At 65.2% G+C, this 18,850-nt stretch carries 17 protein-coding genes and 1 tRNA gene; 11 read left to right on the plus strand and 7 right to left on the minus strand.

The annotated features are described in order from the left end of the window. The first annotated feature begins 17 nt into the window (after positions 1-17). Positions 18-497: a PaaI family thioesterase gene (locus tag KJP29_RS15690; protein WP_218464463.1), complete on the plus strand. Its 480-nt coding sequence runs from the start codon at positions 18-20 to the stop codon at positions 495-497. Here KJP29_RS15690 and KJP29_RS15695 read toward each other — a convergent pair. From KJP29_RS15695 to KJP29_RS15705, 3 genes are read right to left on the minus strand one after another with little or no spacing between them, the layout of a single operon-like run. Beyond that, a complete protein-coding gene (locus KJP29_RS15695) occupies positions 481-1,896 on the minus strand; it encodes a DUF2235 domain-containing protein (RefSeq protein WP_218464464.1) in 1,416 nt (471 codons plus the stop codon). The two genes, KJP29_RS15690 and KJP29_RS15695, sit on opposite strands and share 17 nt — an antisense overlap. Positions 1,897-1,912: 16 nt before the next feature. After that, complete coding sequence (locus KJP29_RS15700) at positions 1,913-4,198, minus strand: xanthine dehydrogenase family protein molybdopterin-binding subunit (protein ID WP_218464465.1); 2,286 nt, start codon at positions 4,196-4,198, stop codon at positions 1,913-1,915. Positions 4,199-4,226: 28 nt separating this feature from the next. After that, positions 4,227-5,393 (minus strand): type III PLP-dependent enzyme, encoded by a 1,167-nt coding sequence (locus tag KJP29_RS15705; RefSeq protein ID WP_218464466.1) that lies wholly within the window; start codon positions 5,391-5,393, stop codon positions 4,227-4,229. 114 nt (positions 5,394-5,507) lie between these two features. On the opposite strand from KJP29_RS15705, the gene KJP29_RS15710 reads away from it, so the two are divergent. The 4 genes from KJP29_RS15710 to KJP29_RS15725 all read left to right on the plus strand — a co-directional run bounded on the left by KJP29_RS15710 (position 5,508) and on the right by KJP29_RS15725 (position 12,002). Beyond that, positions 5,508-5,939 (plus strand): Lrp/AsnC family transcriptional regulator, encoded by a 432-nt coding sequence (locus tag KJP29_RS15710; protein ID WP_218464467.1) that lies wholly within the window; start codon positions 5,508-5,510, stop codon positions 5,937-5,939. A gap of 5 nt (positions 5,940-5,944) precedes the next feature. Then, a complete protein-coding gene (locus tag KJP29_RS15715; protein WP_218464468.1) occupies positions 5,945-7,573 on the plus strand; it encodes an alpha-D-glucose phosphate-specific phosphoglucomutase in 1,629 nt (542 codons plus the stop codon). A 96-nt stretch (positions 7,574-7,669) separates the two neighbouring features. Beyond that, entirely contained in the window at positions 7,670-10,780 is a 3,111-nt protein-coding gene (locus tag KJP29_RS15720; protein ID WP_218464469.1) for a valine--tRNA ligase, read from the plus strand. Between the two features lie 283 nt (positions 10,781-11,063). Continuing rightward, complete coding sequence (locus KJP29_RS15725) at positions 11,064-12,002, plus strand: bifunctional riboflavin kinase/FAD synthetase (RefSeq protein WP_218464470.1); 939 nt, start codon at positions 11,064-11,066, stop codon at positions 12,000-12,002. 54 nt (positions 12,003-12,056) lie between these two features. Here KJP29_RS15725 and KJP29_RS15730 read toward each other — a convergent pair whose 3' ends face one another. From KJP29_RS15730 to KJP29_RS15745, 4 genes are all read right to left on the minus strand, one after another. Continuing rightward, positions 12,057-12,680, minus strand: a complete 624-nt coding sequence (locus tag KJP29_RS15730) for a 3-oxoacid CoA-transferase subunit B (protein WP_218464471.1) — start codon at positions 12,678-12,680, stop codon at positions 12,057-12,059. After that, positions 12,680-13,384 (minus strand): CoA transferase subunit A, encoded by a 705-nt coding sequence (locus KJP29_RS15735; RefSeq protein WP_218464472.1) that lies wholly within the window; start codon positions 13,382-13,384, stop codon positions 12,680-12,682. Before KJP29_RS15735 ends, KJP29_RS15730 begins: the two co-directional genes overlap by 1 nt. 287 nt (positions 13,385-13,671) lie before the next feature. After that, a tRNA-Leu gene (locus KJP29_RS15740) sits at positions 13,672-13,758 on the minus strand. Positions 13,759-13,872: 114 nt separating this feature from the next. After that, positions 13,873-14,388: a DUF2306 domain-containing protein gene (locus KJP29_RS15745; RefSeq protein ID WP_218464473.1), complete on the minus strand. Its 516-nt coding sequence runs from the start codon at positions 14,386-14,388 to the stop codon at positions 13,873-13,875. Positions 14,389-14,484: 96 nt separating this feature from the next. Between KJP29_RS15745 and KJP29_RS19450 the strand changes: the two genes are divergently transcribed. From KJP29_RS19450 to KJP29_RS15775, 6 genes are all read left to right on the plus strand, one after another. After that, complete coding sequence (locus tag KJP29_RS19450; protein ID WP_218464474.1) at positions 14,485-15,270, plus strand: LytTR family DNA-binding domain-containing protein; 786 nt, start codon at positions 14,485-14,487, stop codon at positions 15,268-15,270. Between the two features lie 5 nt (positions 15,271-15,275). Beyond that, positions 15,276-15,920, plus strand: coding sequence for a lipoyl(octanoyl) transferase LipB (gene lipB, locus KJP29_RS15755; RefSeq protein WP_218464475.1), 645 nt, complete (start codon positions 15,276-15,278; stop codon positions 15,918-15,920). A 45-nt stretch (positions 15,921-15,965) separates the two neighbouring features. Next, the gene (locus KJP29_RS15760) at positions 15,966-17,156 is read left to right on the plus strand and encodes a nitroreductase family protein (protein WP_218464476.1); all 1,191 of its coding nucleotides are present in this window, start codon (positions 15,966-15,968) and stop codon (positions 17,154-17,156) included. 178 nt (positions 17,157-17,334) lie between these two features. Next, positions 17,335-17,784, plus strand: coding sequence for a cytochrome c family protein (locus KJP29_RS15765; protein ID WP_218464477.1), 450 nt, complete (start codon positions 17,335-17,337; stop codon positions 17,782-17,784). 138 nt (positions 17,785-17,922) lie between these two features. Beyond that, positions 17,923-18,624, plus strand: a complete 702-nt coding sequence (locus KJP29_RS15770; protein ID WP_218464478.1) for a hypothetical protein — start codon at positions 17,923-17,925, stop codon at positions 18,622-18,624. Then, complete coding sequence (locus tag KJP29_RS15775) at positions 18,621-18,830, plus strand: hypothetical protein (protein ID WP_218464479.1); 210 nt, start codon at positions 18,621-18,623, stop codon at positions 18,828-18,830. The genes KJP29_RS15770 and KJP29_RS15775 overlap by 4 nt, the downstream gene beginning before the upstream one ends. The last annotated feature ends 20 nt before the right edge of the window (positions 18,831-18,850 follow it).

Here is an 18,850-nt window from a genome sequence, read left to right on the forward strand (position 1 = left end):
AGTGACAGGAGACCGCCATGAACCACGCCACCCGCCCTTCGGACCTTCCCACCCCTGACGAGGCACTCGCCGTCTCGGGGCTCGTCTATATGCAGAAGATGCTCGCGGGCGAATTCGCCGGACCGCCCATCGCGAAGCTCATGAACTATCGGCTCTTTTCGGTGGAGCCGGGCCGTATCGTGTTTCGCGGCAGTCCCACCTTCGAGGTCTGCAATCCCATGGGCACCGTGCACGGCGGCTGGTACGGCACGCTCCTGGACAGCGCCATGGCGTGCGCCGTGATGACGCTGGTGCCGCAGGGATCGAGCTACACGACTCTGGAATACAAGGTGAACATCATCCGTTCCATCCCGCTCGGAACCGAGATCGAGGCCATCGGCACGAGCCAGCATGGCGGGCGCTCGACCGGTGTGGCCAATGGGGAGATCCGGGGGGTCGAAGACGGCCGTCTTTATGCCACGGGATCGACCACATGCATCGTCATGAAGGTCGCCTGAGCCAGCTTGCGCGACGGAAAATCCCGCCACCCGGGGCCGGTTGCGACGCGTCCGCTGCGGTCGTGACCGGCGCAATAGCGTCCGGGGTCAGCGGCTCCGGCACCGGCAGGTCCGCAGCAGGAGACACTATGCCCGAAAGATCGTCGGCCCCATGCGCTTGCGCCTCCGCCGCGCCGGGATCGCGACGACCGGGCCTCATAGCCCCCGCCAGACCGAGCCCCTGCTCCACCCAACGTGCCCAGCCCGCGCTGGGAAGCGGCTCTCTCGCCGCCGTGCCTGCCCCGTCACGGTCGGCTTCGGTGTCGCTGGCGGGCGGGTCAGCGCCGAAGACATCCGAACCGTTTTCCCACTCGCGTTCCGACGGGTCCTCGCCCCGCCGACGACGGCGCCGGTAGACGAACATCTTGGCCCAGCCCCGCCATGTCCCGAAGCGCGGCGCGCCGTCGTCATAGGGGAAGCGGTCCTGCCAGCCCTCGGGCAAGGGCAGCCCCGCGACCTCGGCTCGGTCGAGCATCCAGACCAACGACAGGTTGGCGAGCGGTCGCGCCGCGTGGAAACCGCCCAATTGGCCGCCCACGTCGCCGTGACTGCCGGGGAACCAGACCTGCTCCACATGGCCCGGCACATCGTCGGTGGCGCTCCAGAGCACCGGTGCATAGGCCTCGCGCGTTTCGTCGCGGGCGAGCGCGTGGAACCCGTGCTTCACATGGGGGCCAAGCTCGGCGTCATGGAAGCGGTGGCGCGGCTCGAACAGGCGCCAGAACAGCGGCCAGGTCAGGCCCAGCGCCTTGACCGTGTCCCAGACGCAGATCGCCTCGATCTCGACTCCCTCGTGGCACAGGGCCCGGGCGAAATCCGCCGTTGCGTCAGTGACCGTCGGCTTTTCGTAATGGCGATAGGCGGAAAGCACATTGCGTTCGGTCGCATGCTCCGCCTTCAGGAGCCCGACCATGCCGACGAGCCCTGCCAGCGAGCGCACCGCGAAAGCCCCCCGCGAGTAGCCGAAAAGGAAGATCTGGTCACCGGGGCGATAGCGGCTCGCCAGCACTCCATAGGCGCGGCGGATCTGGCGGTTGATGCCCTTGCCCGTGGCGACGCCCCAGGCGCTCTTCCATCCGCGCCACTGGATCCCCGCCTCGTAATAGACCGAGATCTTGGGCCCGCCTTTCGTGCGCCGCATCTCGTCCACGAGGCGGTAGGTCCGGCCCGCGTTCGTTTCCATCCCGTCCGTGAGGGAGGACATGGTGCCGTCGAGGATGATCACATGGATGACGGAGCCGCGCGCCGGGGTGTCGGCGCCTGCGGTGAAAACCCGGCCCCGCACCCAACGGCGCAGGCGGGTGAAACCACCGTCGGTAAGCCCATGTAGGGCGCGGTTGAGCCTGCCTTTCAGCGACATGACCCAACCCGGCGCATCACTTGGCCGCCTCTATCATCTGCCAGACCCGTTCCGGGCCGAAGGGCATCTGGGCATCGCGCACCCCGGCCTGCCAGAGCGCGTCCGACATGGCATTGCCGAAGGCCCCCATCGACCCGACCGTGCCCGCCTCGCCACAGCCCTTCATCCCCATGACGTTGGCGGTCGAGGGAACGACTTCCGTCGTGAACCGCATGAAGGGCACGTCGTCGGCGCGCGGCATCCCGTAGTCCATGAAGGACGCCGTGAGCATCTGCCCATCTTCGTCATATGCGACCCGTTCCAGCATCAGTTGACCAATTCCCTGAACCACACCCCCATGTACCTGACCTTCAACCAACATCGGGTTAATCAGGTTCCCGAAGTCGTCAGTGATCGTATACTTCACAATATCGGTTTTGCCGGTTTCCGGATCAACCTCGACTTCGCAGACATGCGCCCCGTTCGGGAAGCTCCGCGCCGGCAGTTTCGCCGTCTGCGTGACCCTCAGCAGATCGTTTCGTCCCTTGGCCAGCGCGAGTGCTGCGGTGTCCAGCATGGTCGGCGTCAGGTTCGACCCCTTGATGCGGAAGACCTCGTGGTCGAAAGTGACGTCCTCGACCTCGACGCCCTCTAGCTCGGCCAGAAACGTCTTGAAGCCGGAGACGACCTCTTCGACCGCGACCAGCGTGACGTTGTTCTGCACCGTGACGGACCGCGAGCCCCCCGTGCCGCCGCCCCGCGCGATCCGGTCGCTGTCGCCCTGAACGATCTCGATCCGCTCGACCGGGATGCCGGTCTGGTCGGACAGGAACTTGGCATAAACCGTCTCGTGCCCCTGCCCGTTCGACTGGGTACCAACATAGAGCCGGGCGTGGCCGTCCACGGTGAACTCCACCGTCGCGTCTTCCTCTGGGTTGCCAAGGATCGACTCGATATAAAAGGCGAGCCCTAGGCCCCTGAGCCGCCCCCGTTCCTCCGCCATGGCCCGCCGCCTGGTGAAACCGGCCAGATCGGATTCTTCCGAGACCCTGGCAAGGACCCGGTGAAAATCGCCCACGTCGTAGGTCTCGCCCGAGACGGTGCGATAAGGAAAATCCGCCGCCGGTATGAAGTTCTTGCGCCGCAGGTCCCAGGCATCGACGCCCAGATCCCGGGCCGCGAAATCCATCATGCGTTCCAGAAGATAGATCGCCTCGGGCCGCCCCGCGCCCCGGTAGGCATCGACCTGCGTTGTGTTGGTGTGAATGCCCCGCGCCCGTTGAAAGGCGGTCTGGATGTCGTAGACCCCGGTCAGCACGCGGGCGAAGAGGTTCGACTGGATCATCTGGCCGAACTGGCTCGAATAGGCGCCAAGATCGGACAGGGTATCGACCTCGTAGGCGGTGATCCGGTGATCCGCGTCGAAGGCCAGCGTCGCGGTCGAGGTCAGCGCCCGCCCGGCGTTGTCCGACAGAAGCGACTCGGTCCGGTCCGACATCCAGCGCACCGGATGATCCAGCACCATCGCCGCATGGGTGAGCACGATATACTCGGGATACATCTGCGCTTTCATGCCGAAGCCGCCGCCCACATCCGGGGTCGTGACCCGCAACTGGCTCTCCTCGAGGCCCAGCGCCTTCACGATCTGCCCCTTGGGACCCCAGACACCCTGCCCCGACATGGCCAGATGAACCCGCCCCTCGGGCAATGTCTCGGCGAAGGCACCGCGCGGTTCCATCGATACGGCGAAACAACGTGTGTCGGGGATCGTGCGGGTGACCACATGGGCGGCGCTCTTGATCGCGGCCTCGGTCGCGGCCTCGTCGCCGAGGCCAAAGTCATAGGCCACATTCCCTGAAAGCCCTTCGTGCACCTCCGGCCCGCCCGGCGCGAGGTCGAGCTTCACGGGAAGCTCGTCATAATCCACCTCGATCAACTCGGCCGCGTCGCGGGCGGCATCGAGGCTGTCGGCAACGACGAAAGCGATCGCTTCCCCCACGAAGCGCACCTTGTTACGGGCGAGCCAAGGCCGCGGAACGACCCGGCCCTTCGTCCCGTCGCGGTTTGGGGCGGCGGCCGCGAACATGCCCGACCCGATGCCCGCCTCGGCCAGGCTTTCGGCGGTGACGATCAGGTGGACCCCCTCGGATGCGCGGGCGTCCTCCACGTCCAGGGTGAACGTCGCATGTGCCATGGTGGAGCGCAGAAAATAGCCGAAATACGACTTTTCCGGCGCGATATCATCAATATACCGCCCTTCGCCTTTCAGAAACCGCACATCTTCCAGGCGTGCGAAGGGCTGGCTCTTGCCGAACTTTTGCATAGGGGTCTCCCGCGTTTCGCGGGGCAGACTATCCCCGGGGCGCCAGATGTCCAGACGGCGACGGTGCAAGACCGCGCACGGTCACGACCTCATGTGCGCCGTAGCCGTTGAAGCCTGTGTTCGTCGCCGTGGAATAGGCACCCATGCCGTCGAAGATGAGGTAATCCTCCTCCGCCACGTCGCCCGGCAAAAGCACCTCGCCCGGCAGCCGGTCGAGGCTGTCGCAGGTCGGTCCATAGAGGACCCGGGGCGTCTTGTCGCCCAGACGCGGCGTACCGTCCGGCCCGATGGCACGGATGCGCGGATAGGGTCCCATGATCGGGATTTCCGCGAGCAGCCCGTAGATGCCGTCATTGAGGAACAACCCGCTACAGGCGCGCACCGACTTGACCCGTACGCCCACGGCGCAGGATTCCGCCACCAGCCCGCGCCCCGGCTCGCAGACAAGCGCCGGCACCACGTCGAAGGCGTCCCGGGCGGCTGCTTCGATCTCGGCGAAAATCTCTTCGAGCATCGCGCGCCCCTGCCCCCGGTCGGACGGAAATCCCCCGCCGACGTTGAGCCTTGCCAGCGTCACGCCCGCCTCCCGCGCGACCGCCGCGCAGGTTTCGATATATCGCCGCCATGCAAGCGGGTCGGTGCATTGCGTGCCGGGGTGGAAGGTCATCGAAGGCGTATGGCCGGCGTCGATGACCGCACGAAGAAGCTCCACGCAGCCATCCGGCCCCTCGCCGAACTTGGTCCCGAAGTCATAGGCCGCGCCGGTGACCGGCAACGCGAGCCGCACCGACATTTCGGCCCCCTCAGGCACCTTTTCCTGCAGCTTGGCCAACTCGCCCAGTCCGTCGACCGACCAGGACGCCACCCCGGCTTCGACCGCCATACGGATTTCGGACCGCGAGCGGACCGGGTTGTTGTAGTGGAGCACCGCCTCGGGCACGATACGCCGCACGAGCCGGATCTCGGCCGGAGAGGCGACATCGAAGGTGGTGATGCCGTTCCTTGCCAATGTCTCGATCAAGCCGGGGTTGTCGTTGGCCTTGACCGCATAGGTCACGAGTCCCGGGAATCCTTCGTTGAACCGACGCGCGGTCTGGCCGAGGGTTTCCGGCGAAAAGAAAAGGACCGGGTGGTCGGGCTCGACCGAGCGCAGAAAGTCGATCTCGCTCGCCCAGAGTCTGGAATGTCTGCTCATGTTTCACCTGTTCGCATTGGTTTCTTTCAGCGTCCCTTGGTTTTCCGACGATTCCAACAGACACATCGGTCTTTCTGCGATAATCTGCCGACGAAACGTCAGTGAGATCGACGAATGGACGATATCGACCGAAAGATCCTGCAACTCCTGGCCGAAGACGCCCGCACCCCCGTCGCCACGCTGGCCCGCAAGACTGGCCTCGCCCGCTCGACTGCGCAGGCACGGCTCGACCGGATGGAAGCCAATGGCACAATTGCGGGCTATGCGCTGCGGCTGGGGGATGCGACACGCGCGGGTCAGATCCGGGCGACCGTGCTCTTGATGCTGGAGCCGCGGGCTACGCCTGCGGTGCTCGCCAAGCTCGAGCGCATGCTCGTGATCGAGGCCGCGCATACCGTCTCGGGACGGGCCGACATGATCCTGACGCTGGGTGCGCCCACCACGGCGCATATCGACGAGGCGCTCGATCTGATCGGCACGATTGAGGGGGTGAAGGGGTCGGAAACTCTGATACACCTGTCCACGAAGATTGACCGAGTGAGTTGAACCATATGACTGTTCTGACCCAGAAAACGGCCCCCATCGAAGGCCAGAAACCGGGCACTTCCGGCCTGCGCAAGAAGACAAGGGTGTTCGCGGAACCCGGTTATCTGGAGAATTACGTTCAGGCCATTTTCGACGCCATTTCCCCCGCCGGTAAAACCTATGTGGTCGGCGGCGACGGACGGTTCTTCAACGATCAGGCCATCGCGACGATCCTGCGGATGGCGGCGGCGAATGGGGTCGCACGGATCATCGTGGGCCGCGACGGGATCCTGTCGACCCCGGCGGCGAGCCATCTGATCCGGCTCAATGGTACCGACGGCGGGTTGATCCTGTCGGCAAGCCATAATCCCGGCGGCGCAGACGGGGACTTCGGCCTGAAATACAACATCGCCAACGGTGGCCCGGCGCCCGAAGCGATCACCGACGCCATCTTCGCCAACACCAAGACCATCGCCACCTACCGCATCACGCAAGACGCCGCACCCGCCATCGACACGGTGGGCTCGTTCCGCCTAGGCGACATGACGGTGGACGTGGTCGACCCGGTGGAAGATTACGCCGCGCTCATGGAGGAACTCTTCGACTTCGACGCCATCGCCAAGATGATCGCAGGCGGCTTTCGCATCCGCTTCGACGCGATGCACGCGGTCACCGGCCCCTATGCCACCGAGATCCTTGAAACCCGCTTGGGAGCGCCCCGGGGCAGCGTCGTGAACGGCGTGCCCTCGCCCGACTTCGGCGGCGGCCACCCGGACCCGAACCCGGTCTGGGCCAAGGACCTGATGGACCACATGTTCGCGCCCGACGCGCCCGACTTCGGCGCGGCGAGCGATGGCGACGGCGACCGTAACATGATCGTCGGCCGGGGCATCTATGTGACGCCGTCCGACAGCCTCGCCGTGCTCGCGGCCAACGCGCATCTCGCGCCGGGCTACCGGGACGGGATCGCGGGGATCGCTCGGTCCATGCCGACATCGGGGGCCGCCGACCGCGTGGCGCGCGCCTTGGGTGTCGAATGCCACCAGACGCCGACCGGCTGGAAGTTCTTCGGCACCCTTCTGGACGCGGGCCGCGCCACGATCTGCGGCGAGGAAAGCGCCGGAACCGGATCGAACCACGTCCGCGAGAAGGACGGTCTCTGGGCGGTCCTCCTCTGGCTTAACATCCTTGCCGTCAAGAAGCAAAGCGTGGCCGAGATCATGGCGGCGCATTGGGCGATGTACGGCAGGACCTACTATTCGCGCCACGATTACGAAGAGGTAGACGCGGAGGTGGCCGGCGATCTGATGGTCGACCTGCGCGACCGGCTCGACGGGCTGGCAGGTGCCGAGGCCGGATCGCTCACGGTCGAGAGTGCCGAGGACTTCGACTATGTCGACCCGGTGGACGGGTCAACGGCGACCTCGCAGGGGATCATCCTCAACTTCGACGGCGGCGCACGGGCGGTGCTGCGCCTTTCGGGCACCGGCACCGCCGGAGCGACGATCCGGCTCTACCTCGAGAACCACGTGGAGCCGGGCGGCGATCTGGCCATGGACCCGTCCGCCGCGCTCGCGCCGGTAGCGGAGGCGGCGGATGCCCTGTCGGGGCTCAAATCGCGCACGGGTCGTGGCACGCCGGACGTGGTGACCTGAGCCGGAACGGCGCAGCGGTTCCGTCCTGCCCTCGCCTCTTCCCCTTCCGGCCCCCAAAGGCTAAACCCGGCCCGACCAGAGAAAGACAGGTGACCCATGGCCATGGACAAGACCTTTGACGCGAGCGCTGTCGAGCCGCGCATTTCCGCGAAGTGGGACGAGGCGAAAGCCTTCGCCGCCGGTGCGAATGCCTCCCGGCCCGAGACCTTCTGCATCATGCTCCCGCCGCCCAACGTGACGGGCGCGCTGCATGTCGGCCATGCCTTCAACCACACGATCATGGACATCCTGACCCGCTGGCACCGGATGCGCGGCTTCGACACGCTCTGGCAGCCCGGTCAGGACCACGCGGGTATCGCCACCCAGTTGCAGGTGGAAAAGAAGCTCGCGGCCGACGGCGCACCCTCGCGCCGGGAACTTGGCCGCGGGGCCTTTCTCGAAAAGGTCTGGGAGTGGAAAGCCGAAAAGGGCGGCACCATCATCGAACAGATGAAGCGGCTGGGCGACAGCTGCGACTGGGACCGAAACGCCTTTACCATGTCAGGTGCCCCCAATGCGCCCGCGGACGAGCCGGACGGGAACTTCCATGACGCGGTGATCAAGGTCTTCGTGGACATGTATCAGAAGGGCCTCATCTACCGCGGCAAGCGGCTGGTGAACTGGGACCCGCATTTCGAGACGGCGATCTCGGATCTTGAGGTCGAGAACATCGAAGTCGCGGGCCACATGTGGCATTTCAAATACCCGCTCGCCGGCGGCGAGACCTATACCTATGTCGAGAAGGACGAGGACGGGAACGTCACCTTCTCGGAAGAACGCGACTATATCTCGATCGCCACCACGCGGCCCGAGACCATGCTGGGCGACGGTGCTGTGGCGGTGCACCCGTCCGACGAACGCTATGCCCCCATCGTCGGCAAGCTCTGCGAAATTCCGGTCGGGCCCAAGGAACACCGCCGCCTGATCCCGATCATCACCGATGAATACCCCGATCCCACCTTTGGCTCGGGCGCCGTGAAGATCACCGGCGCCCATGACTTCAACGACTACGAAGTGGCCAAGCGTGGCGGCATCCCGATGTATCGCTTGATGGACATGCAGGGCCACATGCGCGCGGACGGGGACGATTACGCCACCTGCGCGGCCCGGGCGCAGGAGATCGCCAATGGCGATAGCTTCGAGGAGATGGAAGTCGATGGCCTGAACCTCGTCCCGGACGAGCTGCGCGGGCTCGACCGTTTCGCCGCGCGCAAGGCCGTGGTGAAACAGATCACGGACGAGGGCCTCGCGGTCACCAGGACGATCACCGAGATCGACGACGAGGGCAACGCCACCGAGCGTGAGGTTCCCTATGTCGAGGACAAGCCGATCATGCAGCCCTTCGGCGACCGGTCGAAGGTCGTGATCGAGCCGATGCTCACCGACCAGTGGTTCGTGGACGCCGAAAAAGTCGTCGGCCCCGCGCTCGATGCCGTGCGCACCGGTCGTACGAAGATCATCCCCGAGAGCGGCGAAAAGACCTATTACCACTGGCTCGAGAACATCGAACCCTGGTGCATCTCGCGCCAGCTCTGGTGGGGCCACCAGATCCCGGTCTGGTACGGGCTCGACCTCGGCTACGAGAAAGAGATCGGCAGCGATGGCGATCTGGACGACGTCGAAGTCCTGAAAACGCTGGTCGACGGCATGGTGCACCGCGGCGTCGTGCATCACGCCGGTTCGTACTTCGACGAGGTGATCCCCGCCTTTCAGGACGAGATCGCCGACACCCCGGTTCCGCTCAACCACGCGCGGGTGGTGGAGGTCGCCGACCGCGAAGCGGCCATCGACATGCTGGCCGAGAGCCTCGCGACCTATGCCATCGAGCAGGACCCGACCAAACTCGTCTATCCGGTCTGGCGCGACGCCGATGTGCTCGACACCTGGTTCTCGTCGGGTCTCTGGCCGATCGGCACGCTGGGCTGGCCCGAGAAATCGCCGGAGCTCGAAAAATACTTTCCCACCGACGTGCTCGTGACCGGCTTCGACATCCTCTTTTTCTGGGTGGCGCGGATGATGATGATGCAGCTTGCCGTGGTGAACGAGGTGCCCTTCCACACCGTCTACCTGCACCAGCTCGTGCGCGACGAGAAGGGCAAGAAGATGTCGAAGACCACCGGCAACGTCATCGACCCGCTGGAGATCATTGACGCATACGGCGCCGACGCGCTGCGTTTCACCAATGCGTCCATGGCAGCGCTGGGGGGCGTGCTCAAGCTGTCGGAAGAACGCATCAAGGGCTACCGGAACTTCGGAACGAAACTCTGGAACGCGGCGCGTTTTGCCGAGATGAACGACTGCAAGCCGGTGCCGGGCTTCGACCCTGCGAGCGTGGAGCAGACCGTGAACCGCTGGATCGTCACCGAAACCGTGCGCATCCGTGAGACGGTGGACGAGGCCCTTGCCACCTATCGCTTCAATGACGCGGCGAATGGTTTGTATGCTTACGTCTGGGGCAAGGTCTGCGACTGGTATGTGGAGTTCTCGAAACCGCTTCTCACCTCCGACGACGCTGCGGCCGTGGCCGAAACACGGGCGACCATGGGCTGGGTCATCGACCAATGCCTGATCCTCCTGCACCCGATCATGCCCTTCATCACCGAAGAGCTTTGGGGCCAGATCGCCGACCGACCGAAGCTGCTCGTCCACACCGACTGGCCCAGCTACGGCGTCGAACTGATCGACGAGGCGGCGGATCGCGAGATGAACTGGGTTGTGAAGCTGATCGAGGAAATCCGCTCTGCCCGCGCCCAGATGCATGTGCCGGCCGGGCTTCAGATCCCGGTGATCCTGCGCGACCTCGACGCCGCCGGGCGTGGCGCACTCGCCACCAACGAAACGCTCATCGTCAAGCTCGCCCGGATCGACAGCATCACCGAACTGCAGGACCTGCCGAAGGGCTGCGTCACGATCCCGGTCGAGGGTGGCACCTTCGCCCTGCCGCTGGCCGACATCATCGACGTGGCCGAGGAAAAGGCGCGGCTCGAGAAGACCCTGGGCAAGCTCCAGAAGGAGATCGGCGGGCTGAAGGGTCGGCTGAACAACCCGAACTTCGCGGCGAACGCGCCTGAAGAGGTGGTCGAGGAGGCCAACGCCAACCTCGCTGCACGGGAAGAAGAAGCCGCCAAGCTGGAAGAAGCGCTCAAGCGCCTGGCCGAGGTCGCCTGAGACCTTGCGCCGGGGCTTCGCCCCGTTGCGGAAGGGGGCGTCTCGCTGCGCTCGGCGCACCCTTCCTTTCATCTTTCCTCAAATACTCAAAATCGGTCGCGTTCCCCGCAGGGGGACGCGAGAACCCTGTGCGCCGCAGGCGCGCAGTATCCTTGACGGCGCGAAGTGGCGACGATCCCGGCATGAGTAATTCGGGGAAAGATCATAGGGCGGCCCGCCCTACACCCCTCGCCCCTGTCGCCGCTGCTTGTGGTTTTCGACCGGCCCCGCTACGAGCAAACACATGAAGATCATTCGCGATTTCCATTTCGTCGAAGAGACCGACAGGGGCGCTTCCGCCGCCATCGGCAATTTCGATGGCGTCCACCGTGGCCACCAGTATGTCATCGACATCGCGCGCCGCGAGGCCGGGGTCCTTGGCGCGCCTCTGGGGGTGATGACCTTCGAGCCCCATCCGCGCCAGTATTTCGCACCCAAGGCTCCCGCGTTCCGGCTCATGAACGCCGAGGCACGGGCCAACCGGCTCGACTGGCTCGGGGTCGAGAAGCTCTATGAACTTGCGTTCAATGATACGCTCTCCGCCCTCACGCCCGGGGATTTTGCACGGCGGGTGATCGTGGAGGGGCTCGGACTGCGCCATGTGGTCGTGGGACAGGACTTCCACTTCGGCAAGGACCGGGCCGGGACGGTCGAGACGCTTCAGGCGCTTGGGGCCGAGATGGAGTTCGGCGTGACCGTCGCCGATCTTCTGCGCGACAGCGAAGTCGAGATTTCCTCCACCGCGATCCGCGAGGCGCTGACGGACGGGCGGCCGCGCGATGCAGCGCGCATGCTGGGGCACTGGCACCGGATCGACGGCAAGGTCATTCGCGGCGACCAGCGGGGGCGCGATCTTGGTTATCCCACCGCGAACATGTCGATCGCCGGGCTGCATCCGCCGAAGTTCGGGGTCTATGCCGTCAAGGTGGACGTGCTGTCAGGACCTCACAGAGGCGAATACGGTGGCGCGGCTAGCATCGGTGTGCGCCCGATGTTCGGCGAAAACCTCCCGAACCTCGAGAGCTTCCTGTTCGACTTCAAGGGCGACCTCTACGGCGCTCATCTGTCAGTGGCGCTCGTGGCCTACCTGCGGCCCGAGGAGCGGTTCGACAGCCTCGAGGCGCTGATCACGCAGATGGATGCCGACTGCGGACGGGCTCGAGAGATCCTCGGCACCCTGTAACGAAAAAGGGCCGCGCGGTTGCGCAGCCCTCCCTCCGTCTCTTGCCGCACGGTCTCAGACCAGCGTCGCCTCGGTCTTTTCACGGATCTCGTCCTCGGTCACGCCGGGCGCACATTCCACGATCTTGAGACCGCCCTCGACCACGTCGAAGACGCCCAGATCGGTGATGATCCGGTCCACGACGCCCGCGCCGGTCAGCGGCAGCGTGCAGGCCTTGAGCAGTTTCGTCTCGCCCGCCTTGTTGGTATGGTCCATCACGACCACGACCTTCTCGACCCCGGCGACGAGGTCCATCGCCCCGCCCATGCCCTTGACGAGCTTGCCGGGAATCATCCAGTTCGCGAGGTCCCCGTTCTCGGCCACTTCCATCGCGCCAAGGATCGCGGCGGCGATCTTGCCGCCCCGGATCATGCCGAAGCTCATCGAGCTGTCGAAATAGGAGGTGCGGTTCAGCTCGGTGATCGTCTGCTTGCCCGCATTGATCAGGTCCGGGTCTTCCTCGCCCTCATAGGGAAACGGGCCCATGCCCAGCATCCCGTTCTCGGATTGCAGCGTGATGTCCTTGTCGCCGACGTAGTTCGCCACCAGCGTCGGAATCCCGATGCCGAGGTTCACATACATGCCGTCTTCAAGCTCTTCCGCCGCGCGGGCGGCCATTTGGTTACGATCCCAGGGCATTATGCTTCCTCCCGCTTGCGTGTGGTCCGCTGTTCGATGCGTTTTTCGTGTTCGCCCTGGATGATCCGGTGGACGTAGATGCCCGGCAGGTGGATATGGTCAGGGTCGAGCGAGCCGCGCGGCACGATTTCCTCGACTTCCACGACGCAGATCTTGCCGCACATGGCGGCGGGCGGGTTGAAGTTGCGGGCGGTCTTGCGGAAAATCAGGTTGCCGGTGTCGTCGGCTTTCCAGGCCTTCACAATGGAGAGATCGGCGAAGATGCCCTCTTCCATGATGTAGGTCTCGCCGCCGAAGTCCTTGTGCTCCTTGCCCTCGGCGATGACGGTGCCCACACCGGTCTTGGTGTAGAAGCCCGGGATACCCGCCCCGCCCGCACGCATCCGTTCGGCGAGCGTGCCTTGCGGGTTGAATTCGAGCTCAAGCTCGCCCGAGAGATACTGGCGCATGAACTCGGCGTTCTCGCCCACGTAGGACGACATCATCTTCTTGATCTGGCGGGTCTCGAGCAGCTTGCCTAGGCCAAACCCGTCCACGCCCGCGTTGTTCGACGCGACCGTCAGGTCCTTGACCCCGCTCTTCACCACGGCGTCGATCAGAAGCTCCGGAATACCGCAAAGGCCAAAGCCCCCCGCGGCGATCAGCATCCCGTCCTTCAGGATGCCCTCCAGGGCCTCGTCGGCCGTGTCGTAAACTTTCTTCATCAGGTCTGGTCCTCGCTGTCCTGGACAAAACGATGCTGGCGACGTTCCTCCCGCACCCGCAATCAAGGCTTGGTATCAAGGAGGTGGACCAAGGGGCAAGTCCGTAGTCTTACGGGGGTGCCGCATTGCAGCGGAATGCTCGTCCGACAGGCATATTCATCGCCGCCCCGCGGCCGCGGTGACCAGAACGACCCGTCCCGGAGTGCTTGGGACAAGAGACGCGTGGCCCCCGAAAACGAAAGACCCCGCCGGAACCGGCGGGGTCTTTCGTCTGCCCGAAGGCCAGATGGTGCGGTCGAGAAGACTCGAACTTCCACGGGAGTTACCCCACAGCGACCTCAACGCTGCGCGTCTACCAATTCCGCCACGACCGCACTGTCCTGACTTGGTGGCGCGCTGAATACCGTGGGATTCGGGGGATGCCAAGGGGGAATTTTCGTTTTCGGTGAAATCCCTGCGCTCTCTCGATCCGGCCCGCTGCAAGACGCCTAGCCCGCCGCTTCGGCCTTGCGGTCTGACCAAAGGCGAAATCCGATATAGGCCAGCGCAACGCCCATCACGACAAAGGACAAAAGCCCGGCGTCAGAGTATCGGTCGGGCGTATCCGGGCCGAACAGGACCGCGTGCATCCGCCGCCCCGGCACCAGCGCCAGTAGCCCGGCAACGCCCAGTCCCCAGAAGGCCGTCGCCTTCATGATCGCCTGATGCGCCGTCACGTTTCGCCGCCAGATTGCGCGCACCGCCAGCACCACATTGACCAGCGTCAACACGGACAACGCGTGGATCGGGCTGAAGGGGCCGATGAGCCGTATCTCGGTGATCCAGAACGAAGATGCGGCGGCCAGCACCATATTCGTGACCCATAGATAGCCCGCGATCTTGTGCAGACGGTCGCGACGCCTGCGCAGCAGGGCCAAGGGGGTCAATACCACCGCTTCCAACGCGGCAATAGCGTGGATCTGAACCGCGAGGGGTGCGTCAGTCAGGGGGGACAGGTCGAACATAAGCGGCTCCTTGCCTTGTGCGGTTGGGTCTGGCACCTCTCTTGCAGGCTCGCCGAACGCCGGCGAGCGCGGATACGCAAACGAACGGGATCAGGCGTGAACGACAGCCCCTTGCAGCTTACGAAGCGTGAAATGCATGCGCTGGCGACCCGGCGGCAGGTCTGGATCGCCATCTTTGCCGCGGGCGTGGTGCTTGGCCTGGCCGGTCCGTTCGGCACGGATGACGTGATGCGCGGATTGCCACGCGTGGTATATTGGATCGTCGTGGCCACCGTCGGCTTTTTCGGGGGCAGCGCCGTCTCAACGCTGATCGCCGAATCCCTGCGCGGTCATCTGTCCCGTTGGCCCACCGTGGTTCTGGCAGGCGTCGGATCGGGGATCGTGCTGACGCTCGCCCTCATTGCGATGAACACCGCCGTTTTCGGCCCCGGTTTCATCGACCCCGCCCTGATCGTGCCGCTGGCCATCAACGTGGTCGTGATATCCGTCATCATCGGCGCGGCATATGTGCTGATGCACGGCGATGCGCCCGCCGGAGCCTTGCCCTCCGACGCCACCCCACAGCCGCCCCGCATCCTGTCCCGTGTGCCGATCGACAAACGCGGGCGGCTCTACGCGCTTTCGGTGCAGGATCACTATGTCGAGGTGATAACCGACAAAGGCAGCGAGCTTGTGCTCCTGCGCCTCGCCGACGCCATGGGTGAGGTCGGCACGACCCCGGGCCTTCAGGTGCATCGGTCCCACTGGGTGGCGACCGGGGCCGTTGCAGCGGCGAAACGCGACGGGGCGAAAGCGGTGCTGACGCTTCAGGATGGGCGTGACATTCCGGTCAGCCGGACCTATCTGCCCGCCGTGAAGGAGGCCGGGCTCTTGCCCGGATGAGCCGCATGGTCGAATGGAACATCACGGACGGTCTGACCGACTACGACGCGGCGGTCGCCTTCATGGAGGAGCGGGTCGCCCGGATCGCGGCGGGCGAGGCCGAGGAACTCATCTGGTTCGTCGAACATCCCCCGCTCTACACCGCCGGGACCAGCGCCAAACCCGCGGACCTCGTCGATCCCGACCGGTTTCCGGTCCATGTCACCAAACGCGGCGGGCAATACACCTATCACGGCCCCGGACAGCGCGTGGTTTATGTCATGCTCGATCTCAATACACGCGGGCGCGACATCCGGGCCTTCGTCCAGAAGATGGAAGACTGGGTGATCGCCACGCTCGGCACCTTCAACGTGAAGGGTGAGGTGCGCGAGGGGCGCGTGGGCGTCTGGGTCGAACGGCCCGAGAAGCCGCGCACGCTGACCGGCCAGATGGCCGAGGACAAGATCGCGGCCATCGGGGTGCGGCTGCGCAAATGGGTGAGCTTTCACGGGTTGTCGATCAACGTCGAGCCGAACCTCGACCATTTCACCGGGATCGTGCCCTGCGGTATCACCGACTACGGCGTGACCTCGCTGGTCGATCTGGGTCTGCCGGTGACGATGGCGGATGTGGATGTGGCACTGAAAAGGACCTTCGACGATGTGTTCTGAGAGCGCTGGAGACCGGATGCGGCCCGCAGGACCGGAGGCGACCATTTGACCGAGGCTGTAACGGACACGACCCCGGGACCCGCCGCCGCTCATGCCCCGGCATCGCGGTGGTCGGCGCTCTGGCGGCGGCTCCAGTTCTCCGGCTGGCTCCAGTTCGCCCTGCCTTTCGCCCTGGCGCTTGGGCTTGGCCTCCTCGCGCTTGTCCTCCGGGTGTTCGGGCTCGGGACGGTGGGGGTAGTCGTGGCCGTCTTGGCGGGCCTTGTACTGGGGCTCGGTCTCTTCGAGGTCGCGCTCCTGAAGCTTCGGCTTTTCGCCCTGTCCGACCGGGATCACCGCCCTGTGCCCGGCGACGTCTTCGCCGTCATGGCGGCGCGGCGCTCTGTCCGGTCGTTCCAGCCCCTGGCGCTCGCGCCTTCCGACCTCGCTGCCGTGCGGTCCCTGCTGTCCCAGCATACAAGTATCGACGCAGCACACGCGCTGGTGCAGGGCGAGGTGCGCGCCGAGTTCGTCGAACAGCGCATCACCGTCTGGCCGGGGATCGGGGCGCAGAGTTTCATCGTGATCGTGGTGCCCGCCCGCTATGACCGGATGGCGGTGATCGAAGCGGGACGCGCGCTGGAACATGTGGTGCTCGGGCTGACGGCGCGGGGCGTCGGCACCTGCTGGATCGGGCCGGGCACCGACCGCCGCTCGGCCGAAGCGGCGCTTGGGTCGCGATTCGATCCCACGCGCGACCACGTGCTCGCGACCATCGCGGTTGGTTATGAGAGCCGCTGGAAGCCGCTCCTGGCCCGGGTGATGCGCTTGTGGGGTTCACGGCGCAAGCCGCTGGCCGATCTCGTCTATGACAGTGCCCCCGGCCTGCCCGCGCCGCTTCATCACAAGGCCCTGAAACCACTGCGACCGCTGTTCGACGCCTGCCGCCGAGCGCCGTCCTCCTACAACGGCCAGACGACGCGGATCATCCTGCGCGAAGACGCCGAAGGCCTCGCCTCGGTGAAGTTCTGCGCCACGGAAGGGTCGCGGTTCTATGCGCCGCTCGCGCTCGGGATTTCCTTCGCCCATTGGGAGGCCGGGATGCGCGCGATCGGGCGCCCGGGGCAGGTGCAACTGTGGCAACCACCCGCGCCGATGGCCGGCGGGCTTGTCCACGACCTGACCTGGCGGCCCCTGAGAGGCGCCGCCACCACCGCGGGACGGAATGGTCAGACGCCGGGGAACGGGACCCGGTCCTGAGCCCTATTGCCGCGCGCAATACCGCGCATAGGGCATGCGACCAACCGCCCGCTTGCACCCCTTGCGGGTGCCCGGCATGGTTCCCGGGTCAGTCCGGGCGTCCTGCGATTCCCGGAGGGAGTGAGATGACTGCCCCGCTGCGGGCGGCGCACGAAAGACCGAAACCAAGAGGAACGCCATGAAAGCCATCCTGATCACCACCGCCGCGATGTTCGCGCTCGCCGCTCCGGCCTTCGCCCAGGGCGATGCCGCCGCCGGCGAAGACGACTTCAAGAAGTGCAAATCCTGCCACGCCATCGTGGACGACTCCGGCGAAGCCATCGTCAAGGGCGGCAAGACCGGCCCGAACCTCTATGGCGTCATCGGCCGCCACGCTGCGGCCACCGATTTCAACTATGGCGATGGTCTGGTCGAACTGGGTGAGACCGGCATGATCTGGACCGAGGAACTTCTCGTGTCCTATCTCGCCGATCCCTCGGCCTTCGTGAAGGAACAGACTGGCGACGACGGTGCGAAGTCGAAGATGACCTTCAAGCTGAAGGACGGCGCGGACGTCGCCGCCTATCTCGCCACCTTCTCTTCGGACATGCCGGCGGAAGAGGGCGAAGAGGAGCCCGCGACGAACTGATCGCGACGGGCCACGGCCTGACAAGGACCCCGTCCGGCACGACCGGATGGGGTCTTTTTCGTTTCGCAGGCCAGGTTTGACCCGATGGGCGACAGAGACTAGCCTCGACCCGAAGACCATTTGAGACGGGGCATTTCCATGAGAGCATTCGTAGTCCTGACGCTTGTCCTGCTCGCTACGGTATCGGCGCGATCCGCCGAGGCCAATCCGCTCGATCGCTGGCGCGTCTCCTGCGGGGCGGATGCCGGGTCCATCAGCGGCTCGGGCGGCAACTGGACCTTCCGCACAAGCAGCAATCATTGTGACGGCGGCATCTTCAAGCAACGCGCCGAGATCGCTTCGGACAAGATCGCGCCCTCGCACAGGGGCACCTACCGGTTCAGCACGACGCTGTCGCTCGCTTCGCCCTCGTCAGAGACGCTGACACTCTTTCAGATCCACGACGGTCGCCTCGGCTGCGGGCCGCCCCTCATGGTGCGGCTCGGGGCCGACAACCGGCTTTTCGTCACCGGCGACTACAAGATCGGCACGCAACCGGGGGAAAACTGCGTGCGCGACGTGCTGTCGTCCACGGGGAAATCATCCGCGCGGCTGCCGCGTGACGGGAGCGCGCATGACTTCGCGGTGATCCTCGACTTCGACGGGCAGAGTGGCTTTCGCGTCTTCTTTTATCTCGACGGTGCGCTTCAGCTGAGCGGGCAATACCGCGTGTCCGACGATCCGAGGCTCTTCCGGTCACAGCATTTCTACTTCAAGCACGGGGTCTATTCGCAAGACGTCGTTCCCTACGAGATGTCCTCGCGCGGGCTTCGGGTGGACAAGGTGCAACTCGCCCAATGACGCGAGCCGCCTGCGGCACGCCGCCGCAGGGGTTGATTCCCCCGGGCCATGCGCCATTCCCGGTGAAACCCCGAAATCCGCAGATGAAAGGCGGATTTCCAAGCCTGCGACCAAAGTCCGAAATGCTGCTCAGGCCCCTGCAAAACATGCAGAAAAATGAACATTTGATCTCGGTCAACATTGCCCTGCGCGAATTGTCGCAGTAAAAGCCGCTTAATTTCGGGCA

The organism is Maritimibacter sp. DP1N21-5 (genome assembly GCF_019218295.1).
GTDB lineage: Bacteria > Pseudomonadota > Alphaproteobacteria > Rhodobacterales > Rhodobacteraceae > Maritimibacter.

Coding starts and splice junctions, on each gene's coding strand:
- KJP29_RS15690 (WP_218464463.1), top strand. CDS start 18: ATGAACCACGCCACCCGCCCTTCGGACCTTCCCACCCCTGACGAGGCA.
- KJP29_RS15695 (WP_218464464.1), bottom strand. CDS start 1,896: ATGTCGCTGAAAGGCAGGCTCAACCGCGCCCTACATGGGCTTACCGAC.
- KJP29_RS15700 (WP_218464465.1), bottom strand. CDS start 4,198: ATGCAAAAGTTCGGCAAGAGCCAGCCCTTCGCACGCCTGGAAGATGTG.
- KJP29_RS15705 (WP_218464466.1), bottom strand. CDS start 5,393: ATGAGCAGACATTCCAGACTCTGGGCGAGCGAGATCGACTTTCTGCGC.
- KJP29_RS15710 (WP_218464467.1), top strand. CDS start 5,508: ATGGACGATATCGACCGAAAGATCCTGCAACTCCTGGCCGAAGACGCC.
- KJP29_RS15715 (WP_218464468.1), top strand. CDS start 5,945: ATGACTGTTCTGACCCAGAAAACGGCCCCCATCGAAGGCCAGAAACCG.
- KJP29_RS15720 (WP_218464469.1), top strand. CDS start 7,670: ATGGCCATGGACAAGACCTTTGACGCGAGCGCTGTCGAGCCGCGCATT.
- KJP29_RS15725 (WP_218464470.1), top strand. CDS start 11,064: ATGAAGATCATTCGCGATTTCCATTTCGTCGAAGAGACCGACAGGGGC.
- KJP29_RS15730 (WP_218464471.1), bottom strand. CDS start 12,680: ATGCCCTGGGATCGTAACCAAATGGCCGCCCGCGCGGCGGAAGAGCTT.
- KJP29_RS15735 (WP_218464472.1), bottom strand. CDS start 13,384: ATGAAGAAAGTTTACGACACGGCCGACGAGGCCCTGGAGGGCATCCTG.
- KJP29_RS15745 (WP_218464473.1), bottom strand. CDS start 14,388: ATGTTCGACCTGTCCCCCCTGACTGACGCACCCCTCGCGGTTCAGATC.
- lipB (WP_218464475.1), top strand. CDS start 15,276: ATGGTCGAATGGAACATCACGGACGGTCTGACCGACTACGACGCGGCG.
- KJP29_RS15765 (WP_218464477.1), top strand. CDS start 17,335: ATGAAAGCCATCCTGATCACCACCGCCGCGATGTTCGCGCTCGCCGCT.
- KJP29_RS15770 (WP_218464478.1), top strand. CDS start 17,923: ATGAGAGCATTCGTAGTCCTGACGCTTGTCCTGCTCGCTACGGTATCG.
- KJP29_RS15775 (WP_218464479.1), top strand. CDS start 18,621: ATGACGCGAGCCGCCTGCGGCACGCCGCCGCAGGGGTTGATTCCCCCG.